The sequence below is a fragment of the Denitromonas ohlonensis genome (assembly GCF_007625205.1).
In the GTDB taxonomy this organism is placed as follows: domain Bacteria; phylum Pseudomonadota; class Gammaproteobacteria; order Burkholderiales; family Rhodocyclaceae; genus Nitrogeniibacter; species Nitrogeniibacter ohlonensis.
Window position 1 is genome coordinate 219393 of sequence record NZ_VMNI01000010.1, and the last position, 25111, is coordinate 244503.

General features: G+C 66.0%; 24 protein-coding genes. 5 read left to right on the forward strand and 19 right to left on the reverse strand.

Going from position 1 to position 25111, the window contains the following annotated elements; genetic code table 11:
* Positions 1-370: 370 nt before the first annotated feature.
* The 19 genes from FHP89_RS11980 to FHP89_RS12070 form a co-directional block, all read right to left on the reverse strand.
* Entirely contained in the window at positions 371-736 is a 366-nt protein-coding gene (locus FHP89_RS11980; protein WP_144178822.1) for a DUF3085 domain-containing protein, read from the reverse strand.
* Between the two features lie 65 nt (positions 737-801).
* Positions 802-1599, reverse strand: a complete 798-nt coding sequence (locus tag FHP89_RS11985; RefSeq protein ID WP_144178821.1) for a GTPase — start codon at positions 1597-1599, stop codon at positions 802-804.
* A gap of 281 nt (positions 1600-1880) precedes the next feature.
* Positions 1881-2597: a DUF5983 family protein gene (locus FHP89_RS11990; RefSeq protein WP_144178820.1), complete on the reverse strand. Its 717-nt coding sequence runs from the start codon at positions 2595-2597 to the stop codon at positions 1881-1883.
* A 164-nt stretch (positions 2598-2761) separates the two neighbouring features.
* Complete coding sequence (locus tag FHP89_RS11995; RefSeq protein WP_144178819.1) at positions 2762-3154, reverse strand: hypothetical protein; 393 nt, start codon at positions 3152-3154, stop codon at positions 2762-2764.
* 24 nt (positions 3155-3178) lie between these two features.
* A complete protein-coding gene (locus tag FHP89_RS12000) occupies positions 3179-3430 on the reverse strand; it encodes a hypothetical protein (protein WP_144178818.1) in 252 nt (83 codons plus the stop codon).
* 789 nt (positions 3431-4219) lie between these two features.
* Positions 4220-6235, reverse strand: a complete 2016-nt coding sequence (locus tag FHP89_RS12005) for a DNA topoisomerase III (RefSeq protein ID WP_144178817.1) — start codon at positions 6233-6235, stop codon at positions 4220-4222.
* Between the two features lie 282 nt (positions 6236-6517).
* Complete coding sequence (locus tag FHP89_RS12010) at positions 6518-6901, reverse strand: single-stranded DNA-binding protein (RefSeq protein ID WP_144178816.1); 384 nt, start codon at positions 6899-6901, stop codon at positions 6518-6520.
* A 36-nt stretch (positions 6902-6937) separates the two neighbouring features.
* Positions 6938-7447, reverse strand: a complete 510-nt coding sequence (locus tag FHP89_RS12015) for a DUF3158 family protein (RefSeq protein WP_144178815.1) — start codon at positions 7445-7447, stop codon at positions 6938-6940.
* Positions 7444-8214 carry a PFL_4669 family integrating conjugative element protein gene (locus tag FHP89_RS12020; RefSeq protein ID WP_144178814.1) on the reverse strand — a complete coding sequence of 257 codons (771 nt, stop codon included), beginning with the start codon at positions 8212-8214 and terminating at the stop codon, positions 7444-7446. The genes FHP89_RS12015 and FHP89_RS12020 overlap by 4 nt, the downstream gene beginning before the upstream one ends.
* Before the next feature lie 149 nt (positions 8215-8363).
* Entirely contained in the window at positions 8364-8684 is a 321-nt protein-coding gene (locus tag FHP89_RS12025; RefSeq protein WP_144178813.1) for a type II toxin-antitoxin system RelE/ParE family toxin, read from the reverse strand.
* 4 nt (positions 8685-8688) lie between these two features.
* A complete protein-coding gene (locus FHP89_RS12030; RefSeq protein ID WP_144178812.1) occupies positions 8689-8946 on the reverse strand; it encodes a ribbon-helix-helix domain-containing protein in 258 nt (85 codons plus the stop codon).
* A gap of 198 nt (positions 8947-9144) precedes the next feature.
* Positions 9145-10344 (reverse strand): STY4528 family pathogenicity island replication protein, encoded by a 1200-nt coding sequence (locus tag FHP89_RS12035; protein WP_144178811.1) that lies wholly within the window; start codon positions 10342-10344, stop codon positions 9145-9147.
* Positions 10345-10347: 3 nt separating this feature from the next.
* Complete coding sequence (locus FHP89_RS12040) at positions 10348-10908, reverse strand: DUF2857 domain-containing protein (protein WP_144178810.1); 561 nt, start codon at positions 10906-10908, stop codon at positions 10348-10350.
* 15 nt (positions 10909-10923) lie between these two features.
* On the reverse strand, positions 10924-12618 hold the full coding sequence (locus FHP89_RS12045) for a ParB family protein (protein WP_144178809.1): 1695 nt from the start codon (positions 12616-12618) through the stop codon (positions 10924-10926).
* Positions 12611-12874, reverse strand: coding sequence for a hypothetical protein (locus FHP89_RS12050; protein ID WP_144178808.1), 264 nt, complete (start codon positions 12872-12874; stop codon positions 12611-12613). Before FHP89_RS12050 ends, FHP89_RS12045 begins: the two co-directional genes overlap by 8 nt.
* Positions 12858-13736, reverse strand: a complete 879-nt coding sequence (locus tag FHP89_RS12055; protein WP_144178807.1) for a ParA family protein — start codon at positions 13734-13736, stop codon at positions 12858-12860. Before FHP89_RS12055 ends, FHP89_RS12050 begins: the two co-directional genes overlap by 17 nt.
* Positions 13737-13775: 39 nt before the next feature.
* Entirely contained in the window at positions 13776-13991 is a 216-nt protein-coding gene (locus FHP89_RS12060; protein ID WP_144178806.1) for an AlpA family transcriptional regulator, read from the reverse strand.
* 124 nt (positions 13992-14115) lie between these two features.
* Positions 14116-14874 carry an ATP-binding protein gene (locus FHP89_RS12065; RefSeq protein ID WP_144178805.1) on the reverse strand — a complete coding sequence of 253 codons (759 nt, stop codon included), beginning with the start codon at positions 14872-14874 and terminating at the stop codon, positions 14116-14118.
* Between the two features lie 546 nt (positions 14875-15420).
* The gene (locus FHP89_RS12070; RefSeq protein ID WP_144178804.1) at positions 15421-16332 is read right to left on the reverse strand and encodes a LysR family transcriptional regulator; all 912 of its coding nucleotides are present in this window, start codon (positions 16330-16332) and stop codon (positions 15421-15423) included.
* Positions 16333-16866: 534 nt separating this feature from the next.
* Here FHP89_RS12070 and FHP89_RS12075 point away from each other — a divergent pair.
* The 5 genes from FHP89_RS12075 to FHP89_RS12095 all read left to right on the forward strand — a co-directional run bounded on the left by FHP89_RS12075 (position 16867) and on the right by FHP89_RS12095 (position 24975).
* Positions 16867-17763: a LysR family transcriptional regulator gene (locus tag FHP89_RS12075; RefSeq protein WP_144178803.1), complete on the forward strand. Its 897-nt coding sequence runs from the start codon at positions 16867-16869 to the stop codon at positions 17761-17763.
* Positions 17764-18354: 591 nt separating this feature from the next.
* The gene (locus FHP89_RS12080; protein ID WP_144178802.1) at positions 18355-18924 is read left to right on the forward strand and encodes an anthranilate synthase component II; all 570 of its coding nucleotides are present in this window, start codon (positions 18355-18357) and stop codon (positions 18922-18924) included.
* 278 nt (positions 18925-19202) lie between these two features.
* Positions 19203-20234, forward strand: a complete 1032-nt coding sequence (gene trpD, locus FHP89_RS12085; RefSeq protein WP_144178801.1) for an anthranilate phosphoribosyltransferase — start codon at positions 19203-19205, stop codon at positions 20232-20234.
* Between the two features lie 7 nt (positions 20235-20241).
* On the forward strand, positions 20242-21030 hold the full coding sequence (gene trpC, locus FHP89_RS12090) for an indole-3-glycerol phosphate synthase TrpC (protein WP_144178800.1): 789 nt from the start codon (positions 20242-20244) through the stop codon (positions 21028-21030).
* Between the two features lie 9 nt (positions 21031-21039).
* Entirely contained in the window at positions 21040-24975 is a 3936-nt protein-coding gene (locus FHP89_RS12095; protein WP_144178799.1) for a translocation/assembly module TamB domain-containing protein, read from the forward strand.
* The last annotated feature ends 136 nt before the right edge of the window (positions 24976-25111 follow it).

Sequence of the window (25111 nt, forward strand, 5' to 3'; positions counted from 1 at the left end):
GATTACGCTAGAAAGCAGTCATCATCGGCAGCGAGCCCAGCTTCTGGTCAACGTGCGCCCGCTCTGGGTGCAGGGGCCGGCGGTTGCCGGTACAGGGGCGGCCCAGGACGGGCTGGAGACGAGCGCGAGCGCGCGGTGAGAGCCGCGGCGCCAGGAAATGAGACGCCCCCGGAGCGGCTAGCCGGTAACTTAAGGTGTTGATTCAGGGCCGCCAAGTACTGGCGGCCCTTTGTTTTCGCGGGTTCTGCGCGGCGGAGATTTTTCCGTGCAATGAAAAGGCCGCAATCCCTTGCAGGACGCGGCCTTCAATCAACCCATCAACACCTTACCGTACCGGCTAGCCGGAGCGGGGGCTGGGAATGTGGGACGGTCAGATGCCCTTCCGCGTCGGCGCAACGGCCCGCAGCGACAGGTGCGTTGCCGTGGCGGACACCTCGAGGTCGCCCTCGCCGCTCAGGATGAGCGCGAAAACGCCATCGTGCGGATCGAAGAACTCGCCGAAGTCGTCGCCACCGAACTCGGCGCGCGCCAGCTCCCACCAGTCATCGAACGCATCGATATCCGGATTGCAGCCCACGGCGTAGGCGACGAGCTGCTGGCGTCCATCGGGCCTGCGCTCGCCGCGCTCGGCTAGGAAGTACACGCCTTGATCCTTGACCAGGATGACGCGGCATTGGTTGACCACCGCCTCGGCAAGCACGGGCCGCAGGTCGGAGCCCTTGAATCGAACAGACATGGATGTGATCTCCAGGGAAAGGAATGACGAGCCTCCCGCCGCGAGGACGAGAGGTCGCATGGAGGTCAGTGCCGGACAGACTTGCGGCCGGACAGGCATTGCACGCGAATGCGCTGCCAGTTCCCGTCGTCGATCAGCCGTTCCAGCGTCCCGCCGAGTGAGTCGAAGAACACCTCATCGACTCGTTCGACCAGCTCGCCGTCGCGGTGCAGCTCCACCGCGTACAGGTCCGGCCCGCGCTTATACAGGACCGTGACCCGCCCCTGGAACTTCGCCGTGCTCACCGTGAAGCCAATGACTGGTGGTGTCGCGATGATGTCCTTGGGCAGCGGATCGACCCAGGTGAAGTCCCGCGCGCCGGCGTCCACCAGCAGGTGGGTGATGCGCCGGTAGCCGTCGGGAGCGGGCAACTGTTCCATCTGCTGGATCAGCGCCTGCAACTCGGGGCAGCGGGGGGCGGGGATCGGCAGCTTCGCCGGTGCGGAACCGAGCACGAACCGTTGCACCGTGTACGGCTTGCCGTCGGAAGCGAATGCGGTCTCTTCCTCGGGTGTGTCGGCGCGCAGGCCGTCGAAGCGGCGTCGGGCGTAGGGCTCGACGTGCACCTTGGCGCCCTCGTCGGGGACCTCGGTCACGAGCGCCCGGTCGAGCACCGCGAACTCGGCCCGCCCCGTCTTGACGACGATGGCCTCGTCGGTGGTGGCGATGACCTTGCCCTCGAAGGGCTTGGGATCGATATGGAAGCCCAGCGTCGAAACCTTGGGCTGGCCGTCGAAGATGTTGAACTTGAAGGTGCGGAAGTTGGAAGGCACATGGCCGTGGACGAGTGTCGGCATCTGTGCGCGGATGGCTTGGGTATCCATGGGAACTCCTTGTGGCAACCAAGGGACTCCCGCCCGCAAGGGAGGCATGTCCCTTGAGGGTGAGGTGGATGGACGCGGCATGCGTCCGGTGAAGGAAACGACCAGCGCGGCGAACCGCACCGCAATCTCGAAGGTCTCGACTGCCTGGGCATGCTGCCGGCAACGCCAGCGAACATGCGGGAAGCGTGCGGCAGGCGCAGATGCCCGTCGTCCGGGAATCGGCAACCTGTCGTCACCGCCTTCCATGAAAAGGAAGAGCCCCGCATAGGGCTCGAAAGGGGCTACTCGTCGTCGTACAAGGGCAATCCGTACAGGACAGCCGCATCAGCATCGAACACCAGCATGCGAACGTCGGCGAGCGCAGCCAGGTGCAATACCTCCACGAGGGATTCCGGCATGCCTTTGGCCCGGTGTTCCTGCCGCAACTGCTCGGCGGTGATGCCCTCGACAAGCTGCAGGTTCGCATCCGTCCAGGGGGTGGCGATCAGCTTCACGCCGATCGCGGGGCTGTACGGGATTCGGAAGGCGACGAACAGAAAACCGCTCGGCGTGGCGATGTCCGCCAGTTCGGCGAGAAAGCGGCCCGCCTCGGCAGTGAGATGGGCACTGCTGATTTCCCAGCACCGGCTGTAGAAGCCCGTCTCGAAGCTCAGTTGCCGCACGACTTCCCGCGCGGCCTCCTCCGAGTAGGTGTCGCCGACGTGCACGGGCTGGCCGAAATCGTCGCCGCTGACGCCATAGACCACCGTGCGCACCACGCCCTCGGTCTGGCATTGAGCCTCCAAGTCTTCGGGAATGTCCTGGCCTTCGGTGATCAGGGCGAAGTCGTTGCTGAAGACGCAGGGGAAGAGTGCGACCTGGTCGTCGGGCAGATGTGCCTGGCTGGGATGCAGCGGGCGCCAGACCGGCGGGCAGTCGTCCTCGTAGGTGATGCACAGGGAGCGGTCGATGCGCAGGTTCTGGTAGCCGCGGAGGAAAGGGTTGGAACTTGGGGACATGGGCTTTCTCCATCTGAGGAAGTGGAGCCCATTCCCCTGCTGGGGAGCAAGCCCCAGCGGGTGTCTGAAGAGATGTCGAGGACAAGAAGGGGCATGGCCCCGCATGGAGGCGCATGTCCCTCGTGGGTGGAAAAGGAAACGGGTTCCGAACAAGCGGATCGGGATCACCAGCCGCTGTAGTTCAGCACCAGATCGGCGATGACCTTGCGGCGCTCCAGATCGAGACCTCCCAGATCGGAAAGCCCCTCGAACCCGCAACGCTTGAGCATCGCGCCGCCCTCGCGGGCGTTGTAGAAGCTCACCATGGCGGACAGGAACATTCGCTGGCCGCCGCTGAGGACATCCAGGGCGTCGTTGAGCAACAGCACCTTGGGGCGCAGGTCCCACTTGCTGGTGGCGCGCTGCAGGCCTTCGGGCGTGCCGTCGCCGAACCACTCGGGGCCGGCGATTTCCGCACCGCGCTTCCACGCTTCGAAGAAGGCCCGCGGTGCTTCGGCGAAATGCCGTTCTTCCGCGGCAATCTGATCAAATACGTCCTGGGGCAAAGACTGGTTCATGAAATGGCTCCTGGTAAGTGGAGGTCAGGGGTGGATGCGTTGCTGCCAGCGACCTGTTGCCAGGGCGTGCTCAGCGGCGTGGTGCGAGAAGAAGTACTCGACGGACTCTCGGGACACCGGGCCGTCTTCATCGGCGGTGCCGATGTAGTGGCCGGCGGCGCCGTGGTGCACCTGCAGGGGCAGGCGCTTGCCCGTGCAGGCCAGGGCCAGATAGCCAATGGCTGCGGCACGGGCCTGTGCGGCACTCAGGGGCGTCGATGCGGATGCAAGGGACATGGGGTTCTCCTGGCTGAAGGACCGGGAGCTCCACACCCAGACGGGAGAGGAAACCTCCCGAAGGGTTGAACACGAACGGCATCGGCGTCGGGAAGACGCTCGTCCGCGGTGGGCGATGCGAAGCGGACTGGTTCGATCCACGCGGCGAACCGCGTGGCAGCCTTGAAGACCGGAGCTGCCAAGGCATGGTGCTGACGACCGTCAGCAGCGCATGACGCAGGATGGACGCGACGCATCACTAGCGTCTTCGGGGAATGCGCATCACACAGGGGCCGCTTTGAGGTTGCGCGACACCGATCAGGATCAGGCAAAGACCAGTAGGCCGAAGGCCCTTGAGCCTTCAGCCGGAGAAGAGAGAAACCACCTGTGGGCTGTGGCAGTCCCGGCCGTCGTGAAAGCCGCTCGCTGCGTCAGCAATCGCACGCGACCCGTGTCGTGGCTGGGGTCGACATCCTTCGGCACACATCCGCGCACAAAGGGAGCCCGTTGTTCCGCCGGCGGGCACCGGCACCGAATACCGTCGACCCGAGGGGTCTCCTGACGGCTCGCCACGGCACAGGTCGGCCAGGCGTCAGGAGACCGCTCGTCATCGACGGGAGCACCTCGATCAATGGAGTCGCGGCAGACGCGATTCGCGGAGGAACGACCTTCTCGTCTCGCGGGCCCGTCGCGGGACCGCGAGACGTGCACACCGTTGCAGAAGGGCGCGTGTGCTGGGGAATCCCGCGGGCTGCGGGAGGTTGGCCCCACCGTCGGAAACGGCCGGCGTGGCGAAGGGATTCGTCGGCGTCAGGACGCCTTGCGGGAGGCGCGCTGCTTGCGCGGCGCGCCTCGCTTGCCCGTCGAGGTGTCGATCGGGAGCGTTCCCTTGCAGTCCGGGTAACGGCTGCATGACCAGAAAGCACCACTCTTGCCGGTGCGCTGGCGCATCGGCGCGCCGCACTGCGGGCAGGATGGCGATGGCGGCAGCTTGATGGCGAGTGTCGCGCCACGGTACTGCTGCACGAGTTGGGCCACCCAGACGGATTGCTTGGTGATGAAGGTGTCCAGAGTCATCTGGCCGGCTTCGATCATGTCCAGCGCCTGCTCCCAGACCGCCGTCGTGCCCGGATCGGCAATGGCCGACGGCACGGTGTCGATCAGCGTAAAGGCCGCATCCGAGGCGCGGACGGCGCGGCCCTTCTTCAGCAGATAGCCACGGCCGAGCAGGCCGCTGATGATGTTGGCGCGCGTGGCCTCGGTGCCGATGCCCGTCGTCTCCTTGAGCTTCTGCTTCAGGCGCGGGTCGGTGACGAACTTGGCGACGCCCTTCATGGCCATGACCAGCTCGCCCTGCGTGTAGGGCTTGGGCGGCAGGGTCTTCAGCGCCTTCAGATCGACATTGCCAACCTGGCAGGACAAGCCAGCTCGCAGTGCCGGCAGAACCTGACTGCGCTGCGCGTCGTCTCCATCCGCATCGCTTTCCTCCGGCGCCGCCAGCACCTGGCGCCAGCCGGCCACGGCGATCTGCTTGCCTACGGCCTGCAGCGACTGCCCGCCGCATGCGAGCTGCGCCACCGTTCGATCGAACTCATGGTGCGGCAGGAACTGCGCCAGATAGTGCGCGCGGATCAGCCGGTAGACGGCCTGTTCCTTGTCGTTCATGGCCGACAGGTTGGCCGGTTCCAGCGTCGGGATGATGCCGTGGTGCGCCGTGACCTTGGCGTCATTCCAGGCGCGCGAGCGCTGGGTTGGATCAAGGCGGTCGATCAACAGGCACAGGCCGGGATCGGTCTTGACCAGGCTGTCGAGGACGGTCGGCACCTCGGCCAGCATGCTCTCGGGCAGGTAGCTCGAATCGGAGCGTGGATAAGTCGTCGCCTTGTGCGTCTCGTACAGCGCCTGGGCGATGTCCAGCGTCTCCTGAACGTCCAGGCCCAACTGCTTGGAACACACCTCCTGCAGCGTGCCCAGGTCGAATGGCAGCGGCGGACCTTCGCGCACCCGCTCCGTCTCGACCGACACCACCTGGGCGCAGCCGGCGGCGCGTATGCGGTCCGCGGCGTGTTGAGCGACCGGCTGCTGCAGACAACGGCCAGCATCGTCCGTACAGCCTTGCGGCGGCGTCCAGCTCGCCGTGAAGGACTGCCCCGCGCGGGACAGTGCCACCTCGACGGCCCAGAACGGGACCGAGACGAAGCGGGCGATCTCGCGGTCGCGATCCACCACCAGCTTCAGCGTCGGCGTCTGCACCCGGCCCACCGACAGCACGCCGGTGTAGCCGGCCTGTCGCCCGAGCAGCGTGAACAGCCGGCTCAGGTTCATGCCGATCAGCCAGTCGGCACGCGAACGGGCCAGGGCCGAGTAGTAAAGCGGCAATGTCTCGGCCGATGGCTTCAACGCGCCCAGTGCCTTGCGGATCGACGCATCGTTGAGCGCCGACAGCCACAGGCGCTGGATCGGTCCGCGGTAGCCGCACAGCGCGAGGATCTCGCGGGCGATCATCTCGCCTTCGCGGTCCGCATCGGTAGCGATCACCAACTCACTGGCCTGACCGACGAGTTGTCTGACGATCTTGAATTGCGCAGCGGTCGCAGCCTTGGGTTCGACGCGCCAGCGCTCGGGAAGGATGGGCAGGTGCTCGATGGTCCAGCGCTTGTAGCGCTCGTCATAACCCTCGGGCGGAACCGCTTCGACCAGATGACCGATGCACCAGGTCACGACGATACCCGCGCCGCTGTAGCAGCCGGAACCACGCTGGCCCGCTCCCAGCACGCGGGCGATGTCCTTGCCTTGCGAAGGCTTCTCGCACAGGAACACGCGCATGAAGCCTCCTCGGGACAGTGCGGTGCATCAGATGGGCAACAGCATGGCTGGGCCAGGAGAGACCGGCCGCAAGGAAGTCGGACGGCCTGGGCACCGAATTGTGATCGGCGGGGGAGTGATCTCCGCAGCGGTTCGCACGAATCGCGGCGGCATGAAGGGCGGGAGATTGGTTTCGGGAGGGCGGCTGGAACTCGGCGGACCACTGTGGAACTATCCCCAGGGGATAGCCCACTGGTGCATGGCGGGCGTCTGACGGTTGCTACAGCCGCCCGCGATGATCGGCTACTGTCCGCCGGTCGGCTTGGCGCTGAGCGCCACCGACTCGACGCGGTACGGCAGGATGCCCACGCGCCGGGCCTCGACCTTGAAGGTTTCGCGCTCGTTCTCGTCGGCGTCCTCCCATTCGTCGCGCACGGTGCGGCCCTCGACCAACACCCGCATGCCCTTCTGGTACAGCGACTGCCAGTGCGCGGCATCGCGATGCCACAGCTCGACCGGTGCCCAGAAACCGCCGCGGTCCTCGTACTCGCCGTCCTTCTTCGGGATCGGGTTGTCGAAATAGACGTTCAGGCGCAGCAGCCGGCGCGGCTCGTCGTTGCCGTTGGGGAATTCGCGGTAGTCCGGCGCAGAACCGATGTTGCCCTCGCCGACGAAGTGCGTGCTCATGGTGACTCCTTGGTGGTGGGTGGAACGGACCGCGGCTTACCCGCGGACACGCCGCAGGTAAGCCGCTTCGGCCTGGGCGGCCTTGCTGGCGCATTCCAGGGCTTGGTGGGCGATGCTGTGGGTCAGGCTGACCTGCATGTTCAGCACGATGCGCTGCAGTTCGATCGCGTACAGCTCGTCGATTAGCGAGGCCGGCGTCGCGGGGCTGGCAAGCAAGGCCTCCCACAACGCTACGCCCATTGCTGAGCGGTCGAGGTTGCGCCAGCGCAGGAAGGCCGTCCCTGCGCCAGTCGTCTGCTGGGCCAGTTGCACATCGAGCAGGCTGAACGGATAGGCCCGCGCCTGGGGCAACACCTGGCGCTGTGCCAGAGCGATCAACCCGTCGCGCAGTGCACTGCACTGGTTGGTCCAGATCTCCAGACTCCCCTTACCTTTAAAGGGCTGTAAAAGGCCTTTTAGGTAGCCTGCGTGTTCCAGCCGCTGGAAGTCCGCCTGTACCAGCGGAATGAAGCGCGCCGGACGGCCGGAAGAAGCGGTCGCCGTCATGCTTTGGCGTCCTCGTTGTCTTGCGCCGCGGCGTCGACTGGTCCATCGCTGGGGCCTGCCTCCGATGTGTCAGCGTCCGGTACCTTGGGCCGGTTCTCCCGCCGCGCGATGGGTGGTGCAAAGCGCGAGCGGCGCGTGCCTTCGAGCACGTCCTGCGGCAGGTCGCCGAGCTTCTCCTGCGCCGCCCGCGCCGCAGCGTTCTTTGCCGCGAAGTCGTCGCGCGTCGTGCCGGAGTAGCGGTACTGCTGGGCCAGGGAGAACAGGCTGCGCAGCGCATGCGCCCCGTCGTTGAGCCAGCGTTCCAGCGTGCTGCGGTCGATCAGCGCCGTGTGATGCGCCAGGATCAGGCTGCGCGCGAGGTCGTCGTAGTCGGCCAGCAGGTACACCGCCATGAACCCGAGCTGTGCGTTCACGAACAGCGGCAGCTTGACCGGCTGTACGTTCATGTTTTCGCCCAGAGACAGCGCGGGCGGCACGTCGGACAGGGCCTGGTCGACCTGTTCGCGCAAGGTCTGCAGGCGGGTCTTGGTATCGGCCAGCTTGTCCTCGATGCGCAGCATCCACCAGTCCGAGTAGGGATCGTCCTGCTCGGCGCCGCGCTTCATCTTGTTCATCACGCTGAGGTAGCCGTTGAGGCCGATGATGCCGGGGCGCCCCTCGGCCGGCGCGCGGCCGTGCCAGATGCGCGAGGCGTGGTGGGTGTGCAGCGTCAGCGACATCGCGCTGCGCAGCGATCCGAGGTTGAGCTGCAGGGGTTCGTTGGCCATGGAAGCGACTCGCGGTGAAGGAACGAGTCGCCAGCATCGGGATGGGCCGGAAGGCCGTCAGTCAACAAACTGCACTCGGCGCTTGCCCGGTTCGTTGGCGCTGGAAGGCGGTCTGTCCAAGCTATCCCCAGGGGATAGCTGCCCGCGGCTCACAAGCCGAAATCGTCCCGGAAGCGATCGATCTGGTGCATCCGCTCGTGCAGAATCGTCACGATGCCGATGTCGCCGTTCGAGAGCCACCGCCAATAGACGAAGTGCCGTTCGTAGCGGAAGAAGTAGCCTTCGATGCCGAACTCGGCAGGAATCGGCCGCGATGACGTCCGGTGAGTCGCGATGCCGTCGAAGGCCTCGAACAGACCGGTGATGTAGCGGTCGGCCTGCTGGGGGCCCCAGCGATCCCGCGTGTAGCGATAGATCTCGTCGAGCCGCCAGGACGCCGCCTCCTGGACGCAGACCTGGACCTTGGACACGCCCTCAGGTCCGGTTGCGCGCGATCACATCGGCTGCCGTCAGCGGCTTGTACGCCGATTCCGGCGCGGCAAAGGCGTGGGCAAGCTCGGTCTTGAGTCGCTCGAACGCCTCCTTCTCCGTGCGCTCCTTGTCGCGGCGAATCAGGTCCCGCACGTATTCGCTGACGTTCTCGTAGGCCCCGTGCTCGCTCACGTTGGCGGCGACGAAGTCGCTGAGAGGGCCGCTGAGGCGAACCGTCATCGTCGTTGTCGTTCGGGTCATGGCTCAGTCCTCTTGCTGCTTGGTGTATTCAATATAACCAACAACGAAGACACGTACAAGCTCCAACCCCGTGCTCCAAACTGGTGCTTCGGCGATCCTGAGAGGGGTGGGCATGCTGCTGGTCACAGGTCGGCATGAGCGTCGGCATGCGCCGGAAGGCTGCCTGTACCAGCGATCCCCAGGGGATAGCCCGGCCGCTCAGGGATCGCGCAACATCGAGCGCAACCGTTCCAGGTAGGCACGCGCGACCTCGGGGTCAGCGGCACGGGAAGCAGGGGGCGAGGGCGCCGACGCAGCGGGTCGAGGTGGTGGCGGTGACGGTCCAGTCTCGCCAGCCCAAGCCTTGAACTCCCCGCGGATCGCCTTCTGGATGATGCCGAACAGGTAGCCGGCCGGGTTGCGCACCGTGCTGCTACGGCAGCGTGCCGCCCACTCGTCGAGCACCGCCTGCCGCAGGGATTCGTCCACCTGTTGCAAAGCGATCATCGCGCCGGCCTGTTGTTCCTCCTGCAGACGCAGGAAGCGCTCGGGCAGGCGCAGGTTCTGCAAGGCCTTCGTGCGCGGTACTGTACGTACTTCATTTATACAATCCTTACGTACGGTACGGTCTTCCTTCGGATTCCGAAGAGAGCCGTCCGGCGGGGGGGTCGGCCCTGCTTCGGATTCCGAAGACGGATGTTCTGCATTCCGAAGTAAGCCACCTTGCCCTTCTTCGGAATCGTGACCGGTGCCATCCTGTGGATAACCCTCTGGCAACCAGCTGTGCCCGACCATGCGCTGCGCGAGCACCTGCAGGCGTGTCGGCAGCATTCGCCCGCTGAGCAGCGGGTCTTCGGCGACCTCCTTGAGCGAATGCATGCCGACGATCTGCACCGCCTTGGCGGCATGGGTGAGGGCCTGGCTCACCAGGCCCAGGTAGTCGGGGTCGAGTTGCATCGTCTCGAAGGGCGTCAGGGGTTCGTCGTGCAGGACATAGAGGTTGCCCAAAATGCGGCCGTTCTTCGGATCGCGCCGTCGCCGCACCAGACTCAACCAGCGCGTCAGCCGCAGCAGCGTCAGCGCGCGCGCGACGGTCTCGTGCGAGGCCTGCGCCGCACACGGCATCGAGGCCAGGTAGGGCCGAAGCTGGTCGTAGGTCGGGAAAGCCGTCACGCCGTCGTCGTTGAGCTGCAGGCGGAACACCTGCCAGGCGTTGCGCTCCAGCGGTGTCAGGCGCCGATCGAGGAACAGCGCGCGCGGCACGCTCTCATGGCGATTGCCGCTGAAGAGAAAACCGTCACTGGCCGGTGCCGACCCTTGGATCGGTACTTGGCCCGGGGCCAGTTCTCGCAGCGCATCGTCGAACAGCGCCGACAGCGCCATGGGACCATCACGCCGTGGTGCGCCGCCGGTTGCCATGGTCTACACGGTTCCCTGGTCGATCCAGTTCCGTATCGCCGCCCAGATGACCGACATCGGCAGCTTCAGGGTCTTGGCGAGATCCATGGTCAGCGCCAGCATCGCCATGTCGTCGTCCAGCGCGATGCGGCGCTCGGTGATACCGGCCTTCCAGTGCTCCCACAAGGCAGCGTCCTGCGCCTCGTCCAGTACCGGATAGCGCCCCTTGCGCTTGGGCAGCCCGAGGATGTCCCGGCGTAGGGCGACCTCCTGATGCGTGAGGCCGTAGAAGCGGCTCACCATCTCCGTGCTCGCACCCAGGCGCAGCATGCGATCGACCGTGGCGATTTCCTGCTCCACGTCGTGCACCTGGCTCAGCAGCCGTTTCAGTACCTCGCGGTTGACCGAGACCGAGCACCACGACACCGTGGCGTTGACCAGCACGCTGACCAGTGCCGGATGCTTGAGCGCATCCAATTCCTCGTCGCCGAAGCCCATCGCCTTGCAGCGGCGCAGTTGGCCGTTGCGCAGATCGTGCAGCGCCTGAGCGATGACGGCTTGATTGAGCGGATGGGGTGACGACATGGTGATCTCCCGCGCTCAGGGTTCGTGGCACGGGGCGACGGATGCCGCACCGGTCTCCAGGTCCAGCAGGCGACGCGCCAGACGCAGCAGCCGGAACAGCTTCACCAGGCCGGCGTCGCTCAGGCGCACGGAGGTTCCGCCGCCGCGCAGCAGCGGCGCCAGGTCGTTGGCCAGTCGCTCACGATCCAGCCCCGGCGCAGCTGCCCGCGGCGCGCTCAGCGCATGCAGCAGCGTCAGCACGGCACGACCGAGGGCCGGGAGGTCCTTTGTCTGGAATATGGCGGTAGTCACACAGAGAAAGCCGATGCTGCTCTCACTGGGCTCGATGTGCTCGGCGACCGCCGCCTCGTCGGCGATCTCGCGAGCGAACTGTGCGATATGCACCCGGAGCCGGTCCGGCATGTCCAGTCCGGGCTCGATGTACCAGACATCCGAGATGGGGTAGAGCCCGCCGACCTGCACGGGAATCGCGCACAGCGCGTTAACCTCGAAGTCGGGCAGCTTGTCGCCCATCTGGTCGGCCACCAGGCGCTGGATGGATTGCAGCCGTTCAGTGGTCGACGCCGGAGACACGATGTGCCCCTGCAGGCGCTCCGCATCGCGGTCGGCCGGTACTGGTTGGGCGCCGACTCCCTCTGTTTGCGCATTGCCAAGCGGGAGCGCCGTAGCAGTCTGTGTCGGGGAAAGCTCGGCAACGGGTCCAGCCGGTGCGCCCGCCTCCTGTGCCGGTGTCGCCGCCGGCGGTGGCGATGAAGGCCTCGGCGTCGCCGGCACGTCAGGTGCCGCTGGGCTCGCCGGCGATGGCTCGCGGGTCAACGCCCGCTGTCGGTTTTCGCTGTCGTCGATTTCCAGGCTCAGCGTGTCATAGTCCGCCTCCAGGAATTCGGCCATCTGGCCCACCAGTTCGTCCTGCACCCGCTGGAGCGAGAAGCCATCCGGCTGGGTGTCGAACAGCGCCAGCACGTCCTGGAACAGCGTGGCGAAGTCCACCGACACGTCGCGGCCCGGCGCACGCCGCTCCCAGGTGCGCTCGCACGCCTTGCGCAGCACCGCGAGACGTTCCACCTGGTGCCTGCCCAGGCCGCCGTACAGCACTGTCGGTATCGCCGGCAACAGGTAGCGCACCGCGTCCTGCATGCGGCTGATGTGGGACTGCTGCACCGGGTAGCCATCGGCCGTCAGGCGTCGTGCAAGCTCGGACTGCGACAGGGCCTGGTCGCCGCTCTCCTGCTCGTAGAGATTGCGAGCCTTCTCGATGCCCAGGGCCCGCTCGATGAAAGTCAGCCCGCCACGCACTTCGTTCTCGGCCAGGTGGCCGGTCAGCGCCACGATCTCACCACGCTGAGGCCAGGGACGGAACAGGCACACGATGCGGAAGAAGCGTTCTTCCTTGGTCTCGCTCCACAGCTCGCGCAAGATCGCCAGGCGCGTGTTGCCGCCGTTGCGGATGATGTAGTGGGCTTCGCCCGGACGGCGCGTGATCGCCGGTGGCGCATCCAGCCCTCGCTGGCGGATCGAGTCCTTGATCTCCTCGTAGGCCGGGTTGCGCGTCACGCGCGGGTCGTGGTCGTAGGGGCGTAGCTGATCGAGCGTCACTACCGTCGGCGTGTCGGCGATGGGGTCGCTGAGGGTCGCGGCCGTGGGGCCGCTGCGCTCGAACCCGGACGCCATCAGCTTGGCGGCCATGTCCTGGGGGGTCAGATCACTCACGGCGGCTCTCCTGCGGCGGCATCCCGCCCCGGGTGGTCTGGGCCTGCCGGTCGGCGCGGCGAAGCTGCGCGCGGGCGTTGAGGCCGGCGCGGTGGTCGCTTGCCGTCGAACTGGTGTAGATCGACGCGCAACCCGGCTTGGTGAATTTCAGATGACCGCCATGGGTGCGCACCACACGCCAGCCTTCATCCAGCGCAAAGTCGATCAGCGCGCGCAGCCGCTTGTGGCCGCGCGCCAGGTCATGCGCGTTTGCCATGGCCATCGCTCCCCGCCATGCCTCGCGCGTCGGGGCGGCCGGTCACCTGCGCGAACAGCGCCCGCCACTGCGGAAACAACTCGCCAGCCAGCGCCCGCATCGTATCCAGCGCCGCGGGCGCGTTGCGGCCCACCGGTTGTCGGTACTCCACCCGATGCACCGGCAATCCTCGCGTCGCGGCACGTGGATAGGCCTCGATGGCCGGAACGCCGGTCGCCAGCACCCGCACACCGGTTTGCCCCTGAAACATCTGTCGCAGCGTCTGCTGGATCAGGCGCGCATTCGATGACACCGGATGCACCCGGTTGATGAGCAGATGCAGCGGAGGAGGATCGATGCCCAGGTGCCGGTACGGCCTGATGTCTTCGAACAACTGCAGAGTGCCACGCCGCAGTTCGCGTGCCGCCAGGATCTCCGGGGTGACCGGGGAGATGGTGAGGTTGGAAGCCAGCACGGCCATCTCCAGCAGCACGCTACGCGCGCCTTGCGTGTCGATCAGCACCAGGTCATAGAACGGCGCCAGGGCCGGCAGCAGGTGGCGCAGCCGCAGGCGGCCGTCCGGCGCATGCAGCAGCAAGGTGTTCAGCTGGCCCTTGTCGTCGTTGGAGAGCACCAGGTCGAGGCCGGCGATACCCGTGCTGGAAACCAGTTGCGCATCGCGTTGCTCGTTGAATGCCAGCAGCTCGTAAATGCCTCCCGGCGCCCGTCTGTCGAGGGTGAAATAACTCGACAACGTTGGCTGGACGTCCAGATCCACCAGCAGCACGCGCAACCCGGCGTCGGCGACGAAGCCGCCTAGATTGGCCGCGGTCGTGGTCTTGCCGACGCCGCCCTTGGTCGAAATGATGGAGACTACCTGCATGGCGTCGCTCCTTGATGGCAATGACGGGAGGAGCGGGGCTCAGGCGCGCTCTTTGAGGCGGTCGGCGATCCACTGGTCGATCTCGGCCGAGTCCCAGCCGACGGCGCGCACGCCCAGTCGCAAGGCCTTGGGGAACTTGCCTTCCTTCATCAGGTTGTAGATGTGCGCGCGCTTGAAGCCGGTCTTGGTCTCGACTTGCGCGCGGCGCAGGATGCGGCGTTCGACGGAAAGGTCGAGAACAGTCTGCGAAGACATGAGAGGCACTCCTTGACGCTCGTTGGCGTTGTCCAGAACGAGCCTCGCATTCAATCCATCGTCGCTGCTGAAAGCACTGCAATGGCAGATCGGGCCACTGCAATTGCAGTGTGCGGCGTTGCGGTCAGCGCGATGTCTCCAGGTGGCGCCGCGCCTGGGCTAGCTTGGCCCACAGTGTCCGTTCGCTGAGGCCGGGTCGCCCTTGGTGATGGGCCAGCAGTGCGCTCACCACGGCGTCCATGTTATGGAACGACGAGTACGCCGCGCCCGACGGCGACTTGCCCAGCAGCAGCGAGAGCAACCCGCCGATGATGTTCAGGTAGGTCGATTCGCTGCGAAGGCCGGGCTCGCGCGCCTGGTCGCCCTTGGCCACCCGTTTCGCGTGGTCCGTCACCAAGGCATCGTGTTCCGCGCGCAGCGTGTCGTGCATCTGGGCCAGCTCGGCCAACTGCACCTTGGCGGCTTCCCGTTCGACCAGCAGTACGCTGAGCGTCTTGAGGTCGACGGCCGGATGCAGGGCGCGTTCGATGTCGTCGAAGAGAAAGGGTGGCTTTTCGCCAGGGTAGTAGCGGGCCACCCATGCCTTCAGGTCGACATGCCTTACGGTCAGTTCCGGGTCGTCGAGCGATGGGCGCTGCGTCGTGAGCACGATGCCCGCTTTGCCATAGGGAAGCTCCCCATGCATCAGCGCGTCGAAGATGCGTTCGGCGTACAGGTGCAGCAGCGGCCAGCGTGGAAAGTCCTCTAGTTCGGGCACGGGGCGCTGGCCCAGCTTTTGCTGAATACGCTGCTCGAAACGGATCAGGCCGCACCAGCGGATCGCGGCCTCGATCGGTCGATAGTACGTTTTTGCGCCAAAGGCAAAACAGCTCGATTTCGGCATGTTGCGTCCTTTCCATCGTCGGATCGAACCCGGCAACACGCCGTCCGCACGGCGGACGCGAGTGCCCAGAAAATCCGGATGAAGCGCGGCGCCGGATGGCATCGTGGGGCCGGCCGCGCATCGGCGAAGCCGCCGATGCCGCAGGGCGTGACGGGCTGTTTGCAACTTGTGATGCCCTATACACATCCACCATAATGCGCACGCAAGCCCTTGTTACCGGCGCAATGTTTTGATGGCCGCGCACCCGCCCGCATCAGGTAGGGATGCCGGACTTTTACCCGAAAATCAGGCCACAGTTTTGGTATCTATTCATAGTGGGTAAAGACCCAATCAGTCAGCCGGATGAGCCGCTTTGCATCTAGCCAGCGATCATGCGTTGCGCATCACAGCACTGACCTCGTCCGCTAATACCGCATGCCATGCCCTAGTTGTGCCAATTGCAGCGTCTGACTACGCGGCGGCAAATGGTCCTCGCCAACGCGATTGCGATGCAATTCGGGTCCATCGCGAGACCGAAAATGAATCGACCAGGCCGACTGATGGTCCTCACAGCGACGGATGGCCGCTCGCACGCAAGCGCCCGACGCGCTCGGCACGCTCGATGAATTGCATCAACGGTCCGGTCGGTTCCCCCGCAGGCCGCAGCAGGTAAGTGGTCAACGTAGCACTCTGGTCGGCCAGCGGACGGACCACCACTTCTGTCTGTCGGCAACTCGTCAGGTGTGCCGTGCTCGAAAAACCCACCCCGTAGCCCGCAGCCACCAAGGCCAGCATCACGTCATGGGTGGTGACGTACTCCGCCACCTTCGGCTCGGCTGCAACTGAGCGCAGCAGGCGCTCGCACTGCCGGCTGCTGCCCTCGCAGGCCTCCGGATGGCACAGCACCAACGGATAGCTGACCACTTCCTCCAGCGGCACCTCCTTGAAGGCCAACAGGGGATGCCGCACCGGCACGGCCACGACAAAGGGGTCTAGCCAGACCGGCGCGGCAACGATCTCTTCGCTCACCTCGTCGGTCAGCGCCAGCCCCGCATCGAACAGATCCGTGCTCAGGCCACTCAGCAGTTGGCCCAGCGGCATCTCGAACAGGCGGACGCTCACATTCGGCGCTTCCTCGCGGCACAGGGCGAGCAGCGCCGACAGGCGCGCAGGCCCGATGCCATCCGACAAGGCAATGCGCAGCGTTCCGTGATACCCCGCTGCGGCGGCACGTGCCCTGGCTTGCGCCTGCTCGAACGCGAGCGCGATGCGATTGGCATCCTTCAGGAAGATCCGCCCGGCCCGGGTCAGGTGGGCACCGCGTGGCGTACGCTTCAACAGCGTCACGCCCAGGTCCGACTCCAGCTGGCGGATCGTGCGCGACAGCGGCGACTGCTCGATGTGCAGGCGCTTCGCTGCCCGGCCGAAGTGCAATTCCTCGGCCACTGCGATGAAAGCACGAATATGTCGCAGGTCCATGACCTTTTCCTTCCATTATTCATTCCATATAGCAAGCTAAGGCTCATGACCCATGGGTCAGCACAAGCGCATAGCCGCGGTACCGTCCGTCTCATGCCCTCGGCGATGATGTTGCGCCCTGTCCGGGGTGCGCTGCCTCGAAGTCGATCACTGTCCAGGAAAATCCGCTTCGATCCGTAGATTGTTGCGTGATAGTGCATATTCAAGAACAATTTATGGTATTTCGCATTAACGATATCGTCATGTCTTTGCCGTGCGGCGGTACAGGTACGTCGTCGTACGGCGTGATGATCTGGTCATGGGCGCTTCGGACTACTCGATTCCTCCACCGAGGCGATCCTCTACTGCGACCACTATGGTTGGTTGCAGGGGTGGTTACGTCTTCGCCTGAGGAGCGCAGCGGGGCGACGGTCGAATCGCTGCGGAGCCGCTTGAGGCGCACGCGCGCGTGATCGAAGGAAGCACCGTGAACATGCCGATTGAATTTTGAGGGTCCGACCAACCAAACCAGAAGAACGCAAACAGGAGGCCGCGATGGAACTCAGATTGCTGCGCTACTTCCTCGCGGTGGCGGAAGAGCTGCACTTGTCGAGGGCAGCTGAGAGGCTGGGCATTGAGCAATCGCCGGTGTCGCGTGCCATGCGTGATCTTGAACGATTGCTGGACGTGCAGTTGTTCGACCGGAGTTCCCGACAGACGAAGCTGACCTGGGCCGGTCAGGTACTGCTTGTCGAATGTCGGCGCGTGCTGGACACGGTGGAGCAGGCGATCAAGGCCACCAAGGCGGCCGCGCAGGGCTACCAAGGGACGCTGCGCATCGCCATCTGCGACAGCTTGGCGCAGCCGCACATCGCCACGCTGCTGGCACGTAGCCGGGAGGACGAACCTGAACTGCAAATCCGCGTCGTCGAGTTGCCGTTCTCGCAGCAACTCAAAGCCCTGCACAGCGATCTGCTCGATATCGGCTTTGCGCTCTCGGATGCGGTCAACAACGGCCTCGTCGCCGAGGCGGTCTGGACCGATCCGCTGTCGGTGATCGTGCCGGCGCGCCACCCATTGCTCGCCCACGGCCACGTCAAGCTGGACGACGCGCTGAAGTTCCCGGTGGTGCTGTGCCACCCGGAGGCGGACTCCGGCTGCCACCACCAGATCCAGACGGTGCTGGAAACGTCAGCCGTCGCCCCCAAGGTGGTCGACTACGTGACAAGCTTGGGCGTAATGCTGACTCTGGTGGGCGCCGGCTACGGCATCGGCTTCGCGATCGCCTCACAGGTGCAGACGCTGCAGCGCCCCGACATCTCCATTCGTCCCCTGGCCGGCACGCCACCAAAGTTGTCCACCTATCTCCTGCGCCGGCGGGGCGAGCTCTCGGAGCCGATGAAGCGGTTCATGGAGCGGTTGAGGGCCGTGACCGCGCGGGCAGACGAGTGAGCCCTTCCAGGGTAATCAAGCGCCCACCGTTTGTGTGAGGTAGACGGCCAGCAAGGGATGCATGGTAAAATCAACGAGATAAGAAGCTGCTATTGGAACGTCCATTTCCGCATGCACCTTCCGGTTAACTGACTCAGGTCTGCCATGGCCCGTACCGCTTCGATCAACGTTGCTCAGTGGTGGCGCTTCCAATAGGAAGCGGCACGTCGTTGCGGGCTTGAACCGCACCTTGCCGCCGTATCGGTGGGTAGGTGAGGCAGATGGCTCCCCGGCACGGCGGCTCCAAGATCAAAGGAGATTGCCCGATGCTGTTAGAACCCTCCATAGATTGCGCCCTGTGCGCCACTCGGTGGCATTCGGCAACGTGCGTCTTCAACCGGCGCTCAGCCGCCTCGTGGTCTCGTCAGCGACGCCACGCACGCGCGTTGCATCGAAGCGGCGCGGCATGGCTTCCTGCACGTGCAGCTGCTGGTCAGCTCGGCTTTTCGGCGCTTGTTCTGCTGGAATCCAGTGCCAATGTGTATAAGAATGTGAGTAATTGGCGACGTGTAAACGACCGTACTGATTATAAATCAATATGTTAGGATCGATATGCTGCTGATGATCGACAACTACGACAGCTTTACCTACAACCTGGTCCAGTACTTCGGTGAGTTGGGCGCCAAGGTGAAAACCTTCCGCAACGACGAAATCTCCGTCGAGCAGATCGGCCACATGGCACCCACGCATCTGGTGATTTCACCGGGGCCGTGCACGCCCAACGAGGCCGGCATCTCGGTCGAGGCGATCAAGCGCTACGCCGGCACGCTGCCGATTCTCGGCGTGTGTCTGGGCCACCAGAGCATTGGCGCGGCCTATGGCGGTAAGGTCGTGCACGCCAAGCGGCTGATGCACGGCAAAACCTCGCCGGTGCATCACCTCGACCAGGGCGTGTTCAAGGGCTTGCCCAACCCGTTGGTGAGCACCCGCTACCATTCGCTGGCGGTGGAACGCGAGAGCCTGCCCGACTGTCTGGAGGTGACTGCCTGGACGGAAGACGGCGAGATCATGGGCCTGCGCCACAAGACGCTGGACGTCGAGGGCGTGCAGTTTCACCCCGAATCCATCCTCACGCAGCACGGCCACGACCTGCTGCGCAATTTCCTGAATCGTACGGCGTAGGGTCTGTTTATGGTCATTCGGGGGATCGCGTTGTGTCCAAATGGCTTCGCAACAAGGCGCAGGAGGCAGCCAAGGGTGGGCCCCCTTGGCAACGAGTGCAACGCGGTGGCGATGCTATTTGGACACAACCCGGAGGGCGCGGGCCTGTTTGGCCGCATGGCGGTGTTGCGCCTCCTTGCTTGGGGCTCACCCAAGCGGCGTCGGCGCGTCTTGCCCTGCGGCCAAACAGGCCCGCGCGCGACTCCCGAATGACCATAAACAGACCCTAAGGAGGCGTCATGTCCATCACCCCCCAGGAAGCGCTCCAGCGCACCATCGAACACCGCGAAATCTTCTTTGACGAGATGGTCTCGCTGATGCGCCAGATCATGGCCGGCGAGGTGTCGCCGGTGATGATGTCGGCCATTCTGGCCGGCTTGCGTACCAAGAAGGAAACCATCGGCGAGATCGCCGCCGCCGCCACGGTGATGCGCGAGCTGTCCACCAAGGTGGTGGTGCCGCCGCCCAACGACAACTTCCTCGATGTGGTCGGTACCGGCGGTGATGGCACGCACACCTTCAACATCTCGACGGCCACCATTTTCGTCGCCGCAGCGGCGGGTGCGCGCGTGGCCAAGCATGGCGGGCGCAGCGTGTCGAGCAAGTCGGGCAGCGCCGACGTGCTCGAAGCCTTGGGCGTCAATATTGCGCTCAATGCCGAGCAGGTGGCTGAGTGCATTTCCGAGGTGGGCATCGGCTTCATGTTTGCGCCCAACCATCACAGCGCGATGAAAAATGTCGGGCCGGTACGCAAGGAAATGGGCGTGCGCACGATTTTCAACATCCTCGGCCCGCTGACCAACCCGGCCAGCGCGCCGCACACCCTGATGGGCGTGTTCCACCCCGACCTGGTCGGCATTCAGGTGCGCGTCATGCAGCGGCTCGGTGCCGATCATGTGCTGGTGGTGCACGGCCGGGACGGCATGGATGAAGTGTCGCTGGGCGCGGCGACGATGGTTGCCGAACTCAAGGACGGCGCGGTGCGCGAGTACGAGCTTCACCCCGAAGACTTCGGCCTGCAGATGCAGTCGGCCCGTCAGTTGCGGGTGCACGATGCGGCTGAATCCAAGGGCGTGCTGCTCGGCGCGCTCGACAACGTGCCGGGCGCGGCGCGCGATATCGTGGTGCTCAACGCCGGTGTCGCTTTGTATACCGCCAAGCTCGCTGAGAACATCGCCGATGGCATCGGCAAGGCGCGCGAGGCGATCGAGAGCGGCGCGGCGCGGGCCAAGGTGGATGCTTTTGCGCGCTTTACGCAGCGCTTCGCCTGAGGTCGATATGAGCGACGTTCTCAAGAAAATTCTCGCCGTGAAGGCCGATGAAGTCACCGCCGGCAAAGCGCTGAAATCACTGGCCGAGGTGACCGCCGCCGCGCACGCGCAGGCGCCACCGCGCGATTTCGCCGGCGCGCTGCGCGCCAGGATCGCGGCCGGTCAGTCGGCGGTGATCGCCGAGGTCAAGAAGGCCAGTCCGTCCAAGGGCGTGATCCGCGCCGACTTCCGGCCGGCCGAGATTGCCCGCGCCTATGAAGCCGGCGGCGCGGCCTGCCTGTCGGTGCTGACCGACGAGCAATTTTTCAAAGGTCATGCCGACTACCTGCGCGAGGCGCGCGTCGCCTGCGCGCTGCCGGTGCTGCGCAAGGACTTCATGATCGATCCGTGGCAGGTCTTCGAAGCCCGCGCCATGGGCGCCGACGCCATCCTGCTCATCGTTGCCGCGCTGTCGCTGGCGCAGATGCAGGAGATGGAAGCGGTGGCCGAGTCGCTCGGCATGGCGGTGCTGGTCGAAAGCCACGACGCCGGCGAGCTCGACGTGGCGCTGCAGTTGCGCACGCCGCTGATCGGTATCAACAACCGTAATCTGCGCAGCTTCGAGGTGTCGCTGGACACCACGCTCGCCCAGCTCGACCGTATTCCGGCCGACCGGCTGGTGATCACCGAGTCGGGCATTCTTGCGCCCGCCGACGTGCAGCGCATGCGCGAACATCAGGTCAATGCCTTCCTCGTCGGCGAAGCCTTCATGCGCGCAGACGATCCGGGCGCGGCCTTGCAGAGCCTGTTTGGCTAAGGTCTGAGCATGGCCGCCGACGTGCAGCCGACCCCAAAACGTCGCCGCTGGCCGTGGGTGGTGCTTGGCAGCGTTGTGCTGTTGGTCGGGGCGTTGCTGGCCGCGCTCGGCTGGCTGCTGAGCACGTCGTCCGGCCTCGATCGCCTGGCGCGCACGGCGGTGGATTACAGCGACGGGCAGCTGCTTATCGAGGGTGCCGAGGGGCGCCTGACCGGCCCGCTGCAGATTCGCCGCCTGTCGCTCACGACCCCGACGCTTCAGTTGCAGCTCGACGCGCTGGCGCTGGACTGGTCGCCGGCCGCCTTGCTTGAGCGTCGCGTGCATATCCGCGCCGTGTCGCTCGACAGTGTGCGCTTCGCCACCGCGCCCTCCGACGCGCCGAGCGCACCGCCTGCGCTGCCGGATTCGCTGGCCTTGCCGGTTGCCGTTCAGATCGATCGACTGACGCTCGGCAAACTGGCACAGGAAGCCTTCCCGTTCGACCCCGCCACGCCGGCCGCCACACCGCTGATCGACACCCTGGCCTTGAGCCTCACCACCGGCGCCGAGGTGCATCGCCTGGTGCTCGACTCGGTGGGCACGCCGGTCGGCCCGGCGAAGGGCGAGTTGTCGCTCGGTGTCGAGGCGCCGCATCAGACCCAACTGGACGCCACGCTGGCCGGCCAGTTTGGCGAGTACGCGATGGATGTGGCGCTCGCGGCCCACGGCCCGCTGGCAGCGCTGGACACCACGGCAACCGTCACGCGCGAGGCGACCGAGGTCGTCGTCGCGACACAGATCAATCCCTTCGAGCCCATGCCGGTCGAACGCATCGCTCTGACCGGTGAGCGTATCAACCCGGCGCAGTGGGCGCCCGGCGCGCCGGCGGCGCTGATGCGTGTCGAGAGCACGCTGACGGTGACTGGCGACATGACGGCCCCGCAGTTGAGCGGCCCGCTGAGCGTGAGCAATGCTGACAGCGGCGCCTGGGATGGCGGCAAACTGCCGCTGCAGCAACTCGACGCGCAGCTGCAGCTGAGCGCTGCGCAAGTCACGGTGAGCGACCTGCGCGCGCGGCTCGCTGGCAAGGGCAGTATCGCCGGGGCGATCGACTGGGCGCCTTCGGATGACCCGGCCGGCCAGCTCAACGCTAAGCTCACGCTGGCCGACATCAATCTGCGCGCGCTGGACGCGCGCTTGCCCGACTCGCGCATGAAGGGGCAGCTCGACGCTGCCGCAACCGCTGGCAAACAGACGGTGTCCGGCACGCTCAGCGACCCGCGCCTGCAGGCGACGCTGGCGGTGAGTCACGCCGATGACCGTGTCACCATCGAGACGCTGGCGCTCAAGCGCGACAAGAGCCGGGTGGTGGCGACCGGGCATCTGAACACCACTGGCATGCAGCGCTTCGAGGTCGACCTCAAACTCACCGCACTCGACCCGAAACCGCTGTGGGCGGATGCGCCGTCGGCCAGCATCAACGGCGATCTGACAGTCGCCGGCCAACTCGATGACCTTCAGGGGCGGGTGAGCTACCGGCTTGTCGACAGCGCGCTCGATGGCAAGCCGCTGGCTGGCGAGGGCGCGCTGCGCTGGCGGGGCGAACGGCTGTCGGAGGTGGCGGCGTGGTTGCGTCTGGCGGGCAACCGGGTCGACGCCACGGGCGCCTGGGGGGCCAAGGCCGATGTGCTGGATGTGCGCGTGAATGCGCCAGAGCTGGCCGCGCTGGGGCTGGACGTGTCGGGCGTGGCGCGGCTCGAAGGGCAGATCAGTGGCGGGCTGAAAACACCGGCCGGGCGCTTTACCGCCTTGGCCGAAAAGCTGCGCCTGCCGGGCGAACTGCGATTGCAAAGCCTGACGGCCGATGTGTCGCTGGGCGAAGGGCTGGACGGGCCGATCTCGCTGGCCATTGGCGGGCAGGACTTGCGCACCCAAGCCAAGGGGCCGGCCCTGCTGGAGCGTTTTGCGCTGACCGCCGACGGCCGCCGTCAGCAGCATGTGATCGAATTGTCGGTGGCCGCCGGCAGTGGCGAAGCCATCGATGCCCGCCTGCGCGGCGGCCTGAGCGAGGCTATGGCCTGGCGCGGCACGGTCGAGGCGCTCGCCTTGGCGGGGCGCCTGCCGCTGAAGCTGACGGCCCCGACGGCGCTGGAGGCGAGCGACAAACGCGTTCACCTGGCGCGTGCGACGCTGCGCACCGACGATGGCGGCCAGCTGATTCTCGAGCAGACTGACTGGACGCCGGGCAGCGTCGTGGCCAAGGGCCGCATGACGGGCCTGCTGCTGGGCCTGGAGACCCGCCCCGATCAACGCCCCAAGCGCGGCCAGGGCGAGCTGCAGCTGGGGGGTGAATGGGATGTTCAACTCGGCGAGACCGCGCGCGGCACGGTGCATGTGTTCCGCGAATCGGGCGATCTGGTGCTCACCGGCGACACGGTGTTGCGCTTTGGCCTGACCGAACTCGATGTGCTGGCCAATATCGACAACACGCAGCTGGCGCTCAGTCTCAATGCCAAGGGCGACACCCTCGGCACGCTCGCCGGCTCGGCGACCGCGCGGCTCAAGAAGGCCGCAGCCGGTTGGCAACTGGATGGGCAAGGCCCCCTGCTGGGCTCGGCCGTGCTCGACATTCCGGCGATTGGCTGGTTCGGCGCGCTGGTGAGCCCGGCGGTGCGCACCGATGGCAAGCTGCGCACCGAGTTCTCGCTCAGCGGCACGCCCGACGCGCTGGTGGGCGTGGGCCGGGTCTCGGGCGATGATCTAGCGATCGAGATTGCTGATGAGGGTTTGCGCCTGACCGGTGGCAAGCTGATCGCCGATTTTGATGCGAACCAGTTACGCATCGACACCCTGAGCTTCGCCTCGCCCAGCCGGGTGGCGCCGCGCGACCGGCGCGTCAATTACGCCGCGCTCACCAAGACGCCCGGCCAGCTGACCGCCAGCGGCGCCATGAGCCTGAAGGATGGTGACGGTCAGATCCGTTTCGAGGCCGACCGCCTGCCGATCTTCCAGCGCGCCGACCGCTGGCTGGCGGTCAGTGGCAAGGGCAAGATCGAGACGCGCTGGGATGCGCCCTCGCTGGAGGCCAGCTTCCGCGCCGACGGCGGCTATCTCGAATTCGCCAAGACACCGGCGCCGAGCCTGTCGGACGATGTGGTGATTCTCGGTGACGAGCCCTCGGTGTCGAGTCGTGCGCTCAAGGCGCGGGTCGAGGTGGATCTGGGCGAGCGGCTGTATCTGTCGGCGCTGGGGCTGGACACCCGGCTGGCGGGCAAGTTGCAGTTGCAGGCGAAGGCCGGCGATGCGCTGCGCGCGACCGGCACGGTCAACACCGCGGGCGGCAGCTTTGAAGGCTACGGGCAGAAACTGGACATCACCCGCGGCCAGGTGAATTTCATTGGTCCGCTGGATAATCCGGGGCTGGATGTGCTGGCGGTGCGTTCGGGCCTGGAGGTCGAGGCCGGGGTGTCGATCACCGGCACGGTGCGCCGGCCGCGTATTACGCTGGTGTCGACGCCCGATGTGCCGGACGCCGAGAAGCTCGGCTGGATCGTGCTCGGTCGCAAGCCGGACGAGTCGGGTGGCGCTGATCTGGCCTTGCTGCTGCCGGCGGCGCAGGCCTTGCTTGGCGGACCGGGCGGCGGCGTGACGCAGGAGCTGGCGAGCGGGCTTGGCCTGGACGAGATCTCGCTCGGGCAGGGGGAGTTGAACAGCGTCAGCCGCGGGGCAACGAGCTCGGTGGTCGGCGGTGGAAGCCGTATCGATAGCGGCGCGACCACCAGCGGCCGGGTGCTCACGCTCGGCAAACGGCTCTCGGCGACCACCACCATTTCCTTCGAGCAAAGCCTCTCGGGTGTGGCGCAGATCGTCAAACTCACCCATCAACTGACCCGCAGTCTGTCCGTGGTCGGCCGCGCCGGCACGGATAACGCGGTCGATCTGCAGTGGAGCATGAGCTTCCGCTGAGGCGGTGCAGGCTCAGTGTCGGTTCGCGCCACCGAGCGTGTGCTGTCGCGCCCGGCATTCTCCCCGCATGGGGCCCACGCGGCCTCGTCTGCCAATGGCTTGATATTTGTCGTGTTTGGCTTCGCCATCGGCGCGG

Excerpts from the sequence above, each read along its gene's own strand:
- FHP89_RS12080 (WP_144178802.1), top strand. The coding sequence starts at position 18,355 with ATGCTGCTGATGATCGACAACTACGACAGCTTTACCTACAACCTGGTC.
- FHP89_RS12050 (WP_144178808.1), bottom strand. The coding sequence starts at position 12,874 with ATGGCAAACGCGCATGACCTGGCGCGCGGCCACAAGCGGCTGCGCGCG.
- FHP89_RS12075 (WP_144178803.1), top strand. The coding sequence starts at position 16,867 with ATGGAACTCAGATTGCTGCGCTACTTCCTCGCGGTGGCGGAAGAGCTG.
- FHP89_RS11980 (WP_144178822.1), bottom strand. The coding sequence starts at position 736 with ATGTCTGTTCGATTCAAGGGCTCCGACCTGCGGCCCGTGCTTGCCGAG.
- FHP89_RS12040 (WP_144178810.1), bottom strand. The coding sequence starts at position 10,908 with ATGTCGTCACCCCATCCGCTCAATCAAGCCGTCATCGCTCAGGCGCTG.
- trpD (WP_144178801.1), top strand. The coding sequence starts at position 19,203 with ATGTCCATCACCCCCCAGGAAGCGCTCCAGCGCACCATCGAACACCGC.
- FHP89_RS12055 (WP_144178807.1), bottom strand. The coding sequence starts at position 13,736 with ATGCAGGTAGTCTCCATCATTTCGACCAAGGGCGGCGTCGGCAAGACC.
- FHP89_RS12010 (WP_144178816.1), bottom strand. The coding sequence starts at position 6,901 with ATGAGCACGCACTTCGTCGGCGAGGGCAACATCGGTTCTGCGCCGGAC.
- FHP89_RS12015 (WP_144178815.1), bottom strand. The coding sequence starts at position 7,447 with ATGACGGCGACCGCTTCTTCCGGCCGTCCGGCGCGCTTCATTCCGCTG.
- FHP89_RS12020 (WP_144178814.1), bottom strand. The coding sequence starts at position 8,214 with ATGGCCAACGAACCCCTGCAGCTCAACCTCGGATCGCTGCGCAGCGCG.
- FHP89_RS11995 (WP_144178819.1), bottom strand. The coding sequence starts at position 3,154 with ATGAACCAGTCTTTGCCCCAGGACGTATTTGATCAGATTGCCGCGGAA.
- FHP89_RS12005 (WP_144178817.1), bottom strand. The coding sequence starts at position 6,235 with ATGCGCGTGTTCCTGTGCGAGAAGCCTTCGCAAGGCAAGGACATCGCC.
- FHP89_RS12070 (WP_144178804.1), bottom strand. The coding sequence starts at position 16,332 with ATGGACCTGCGACATATTCGTGCTTTCATCGCAGTGGCCGAGGAATTG.
- FHP89_RS12065 (WP_144178805.1), bottom strand. The coding sequence starts at position 14,874 with ATGCCGAAATCGAGCTGTTTTGCCTTTGGCGCAAAAACGTACTATCGA.
- trpC (WP_144178800.1), top strand. The coding sequence starts at position 20,242 with ATGAGCGACGTTCTCAAGAAAATTCTCGCCGTGAAGGCCGATGAAGTC.
- FHP89_RS11990 (WP_144178820.1), bottom strand. The coding sequence starts at position 2,597 with ATGTCCCCAAGTTCCAACCCTTTCCTCCGCGGCTACCAGAACCTGCGC.
- FHP89_RS12030 (WP_144178812.1), bottom strand. The coding sequence starts at position 8,946 with ATGACCCGAACGACAACGACGATGACGGTTCGCCTCAGCGGCCCTCTC.
- FHP89_RS12095 (WP_144178799.1), top strand. The coding sequence starts at position 21,040 with ATGGCCGCCGACGTGCAGCCGACCCCAAAACGTCGCCGCTGGCCGTGG.
- FHP89_RS12000 (WP_144178818.1), bottom strand. The coding sequence starts at position 3,430 with ATGTCCCTTGCATCCGCATCGACGCCCCTGAGTGCCGCACAGGCCCGT.
- FHP89_RS12060 (WP_144178806.1), bottom strand. The coding sequence starts at position 13,991 with ATGTCTTCGCAGACTGTTCTCGACCTTTCCGTCGAACGCCGCATCCTG.
- FHP89_RS12035 (WP_144178811.1), bottom strand. The coding sequence starts at position 10,344 with ATGGCAACCGGCGGCGCACCACGGCGTGATGGTCCCATGGCGCTGTCG.
- FHP89_RS11985 (WP_144178821.1), bottom strand. The coding sequence starts at position 1,599 with ATGGATACCCAAGCCATCCGCGCACAGATGCCGACACTCGTCCACGGC.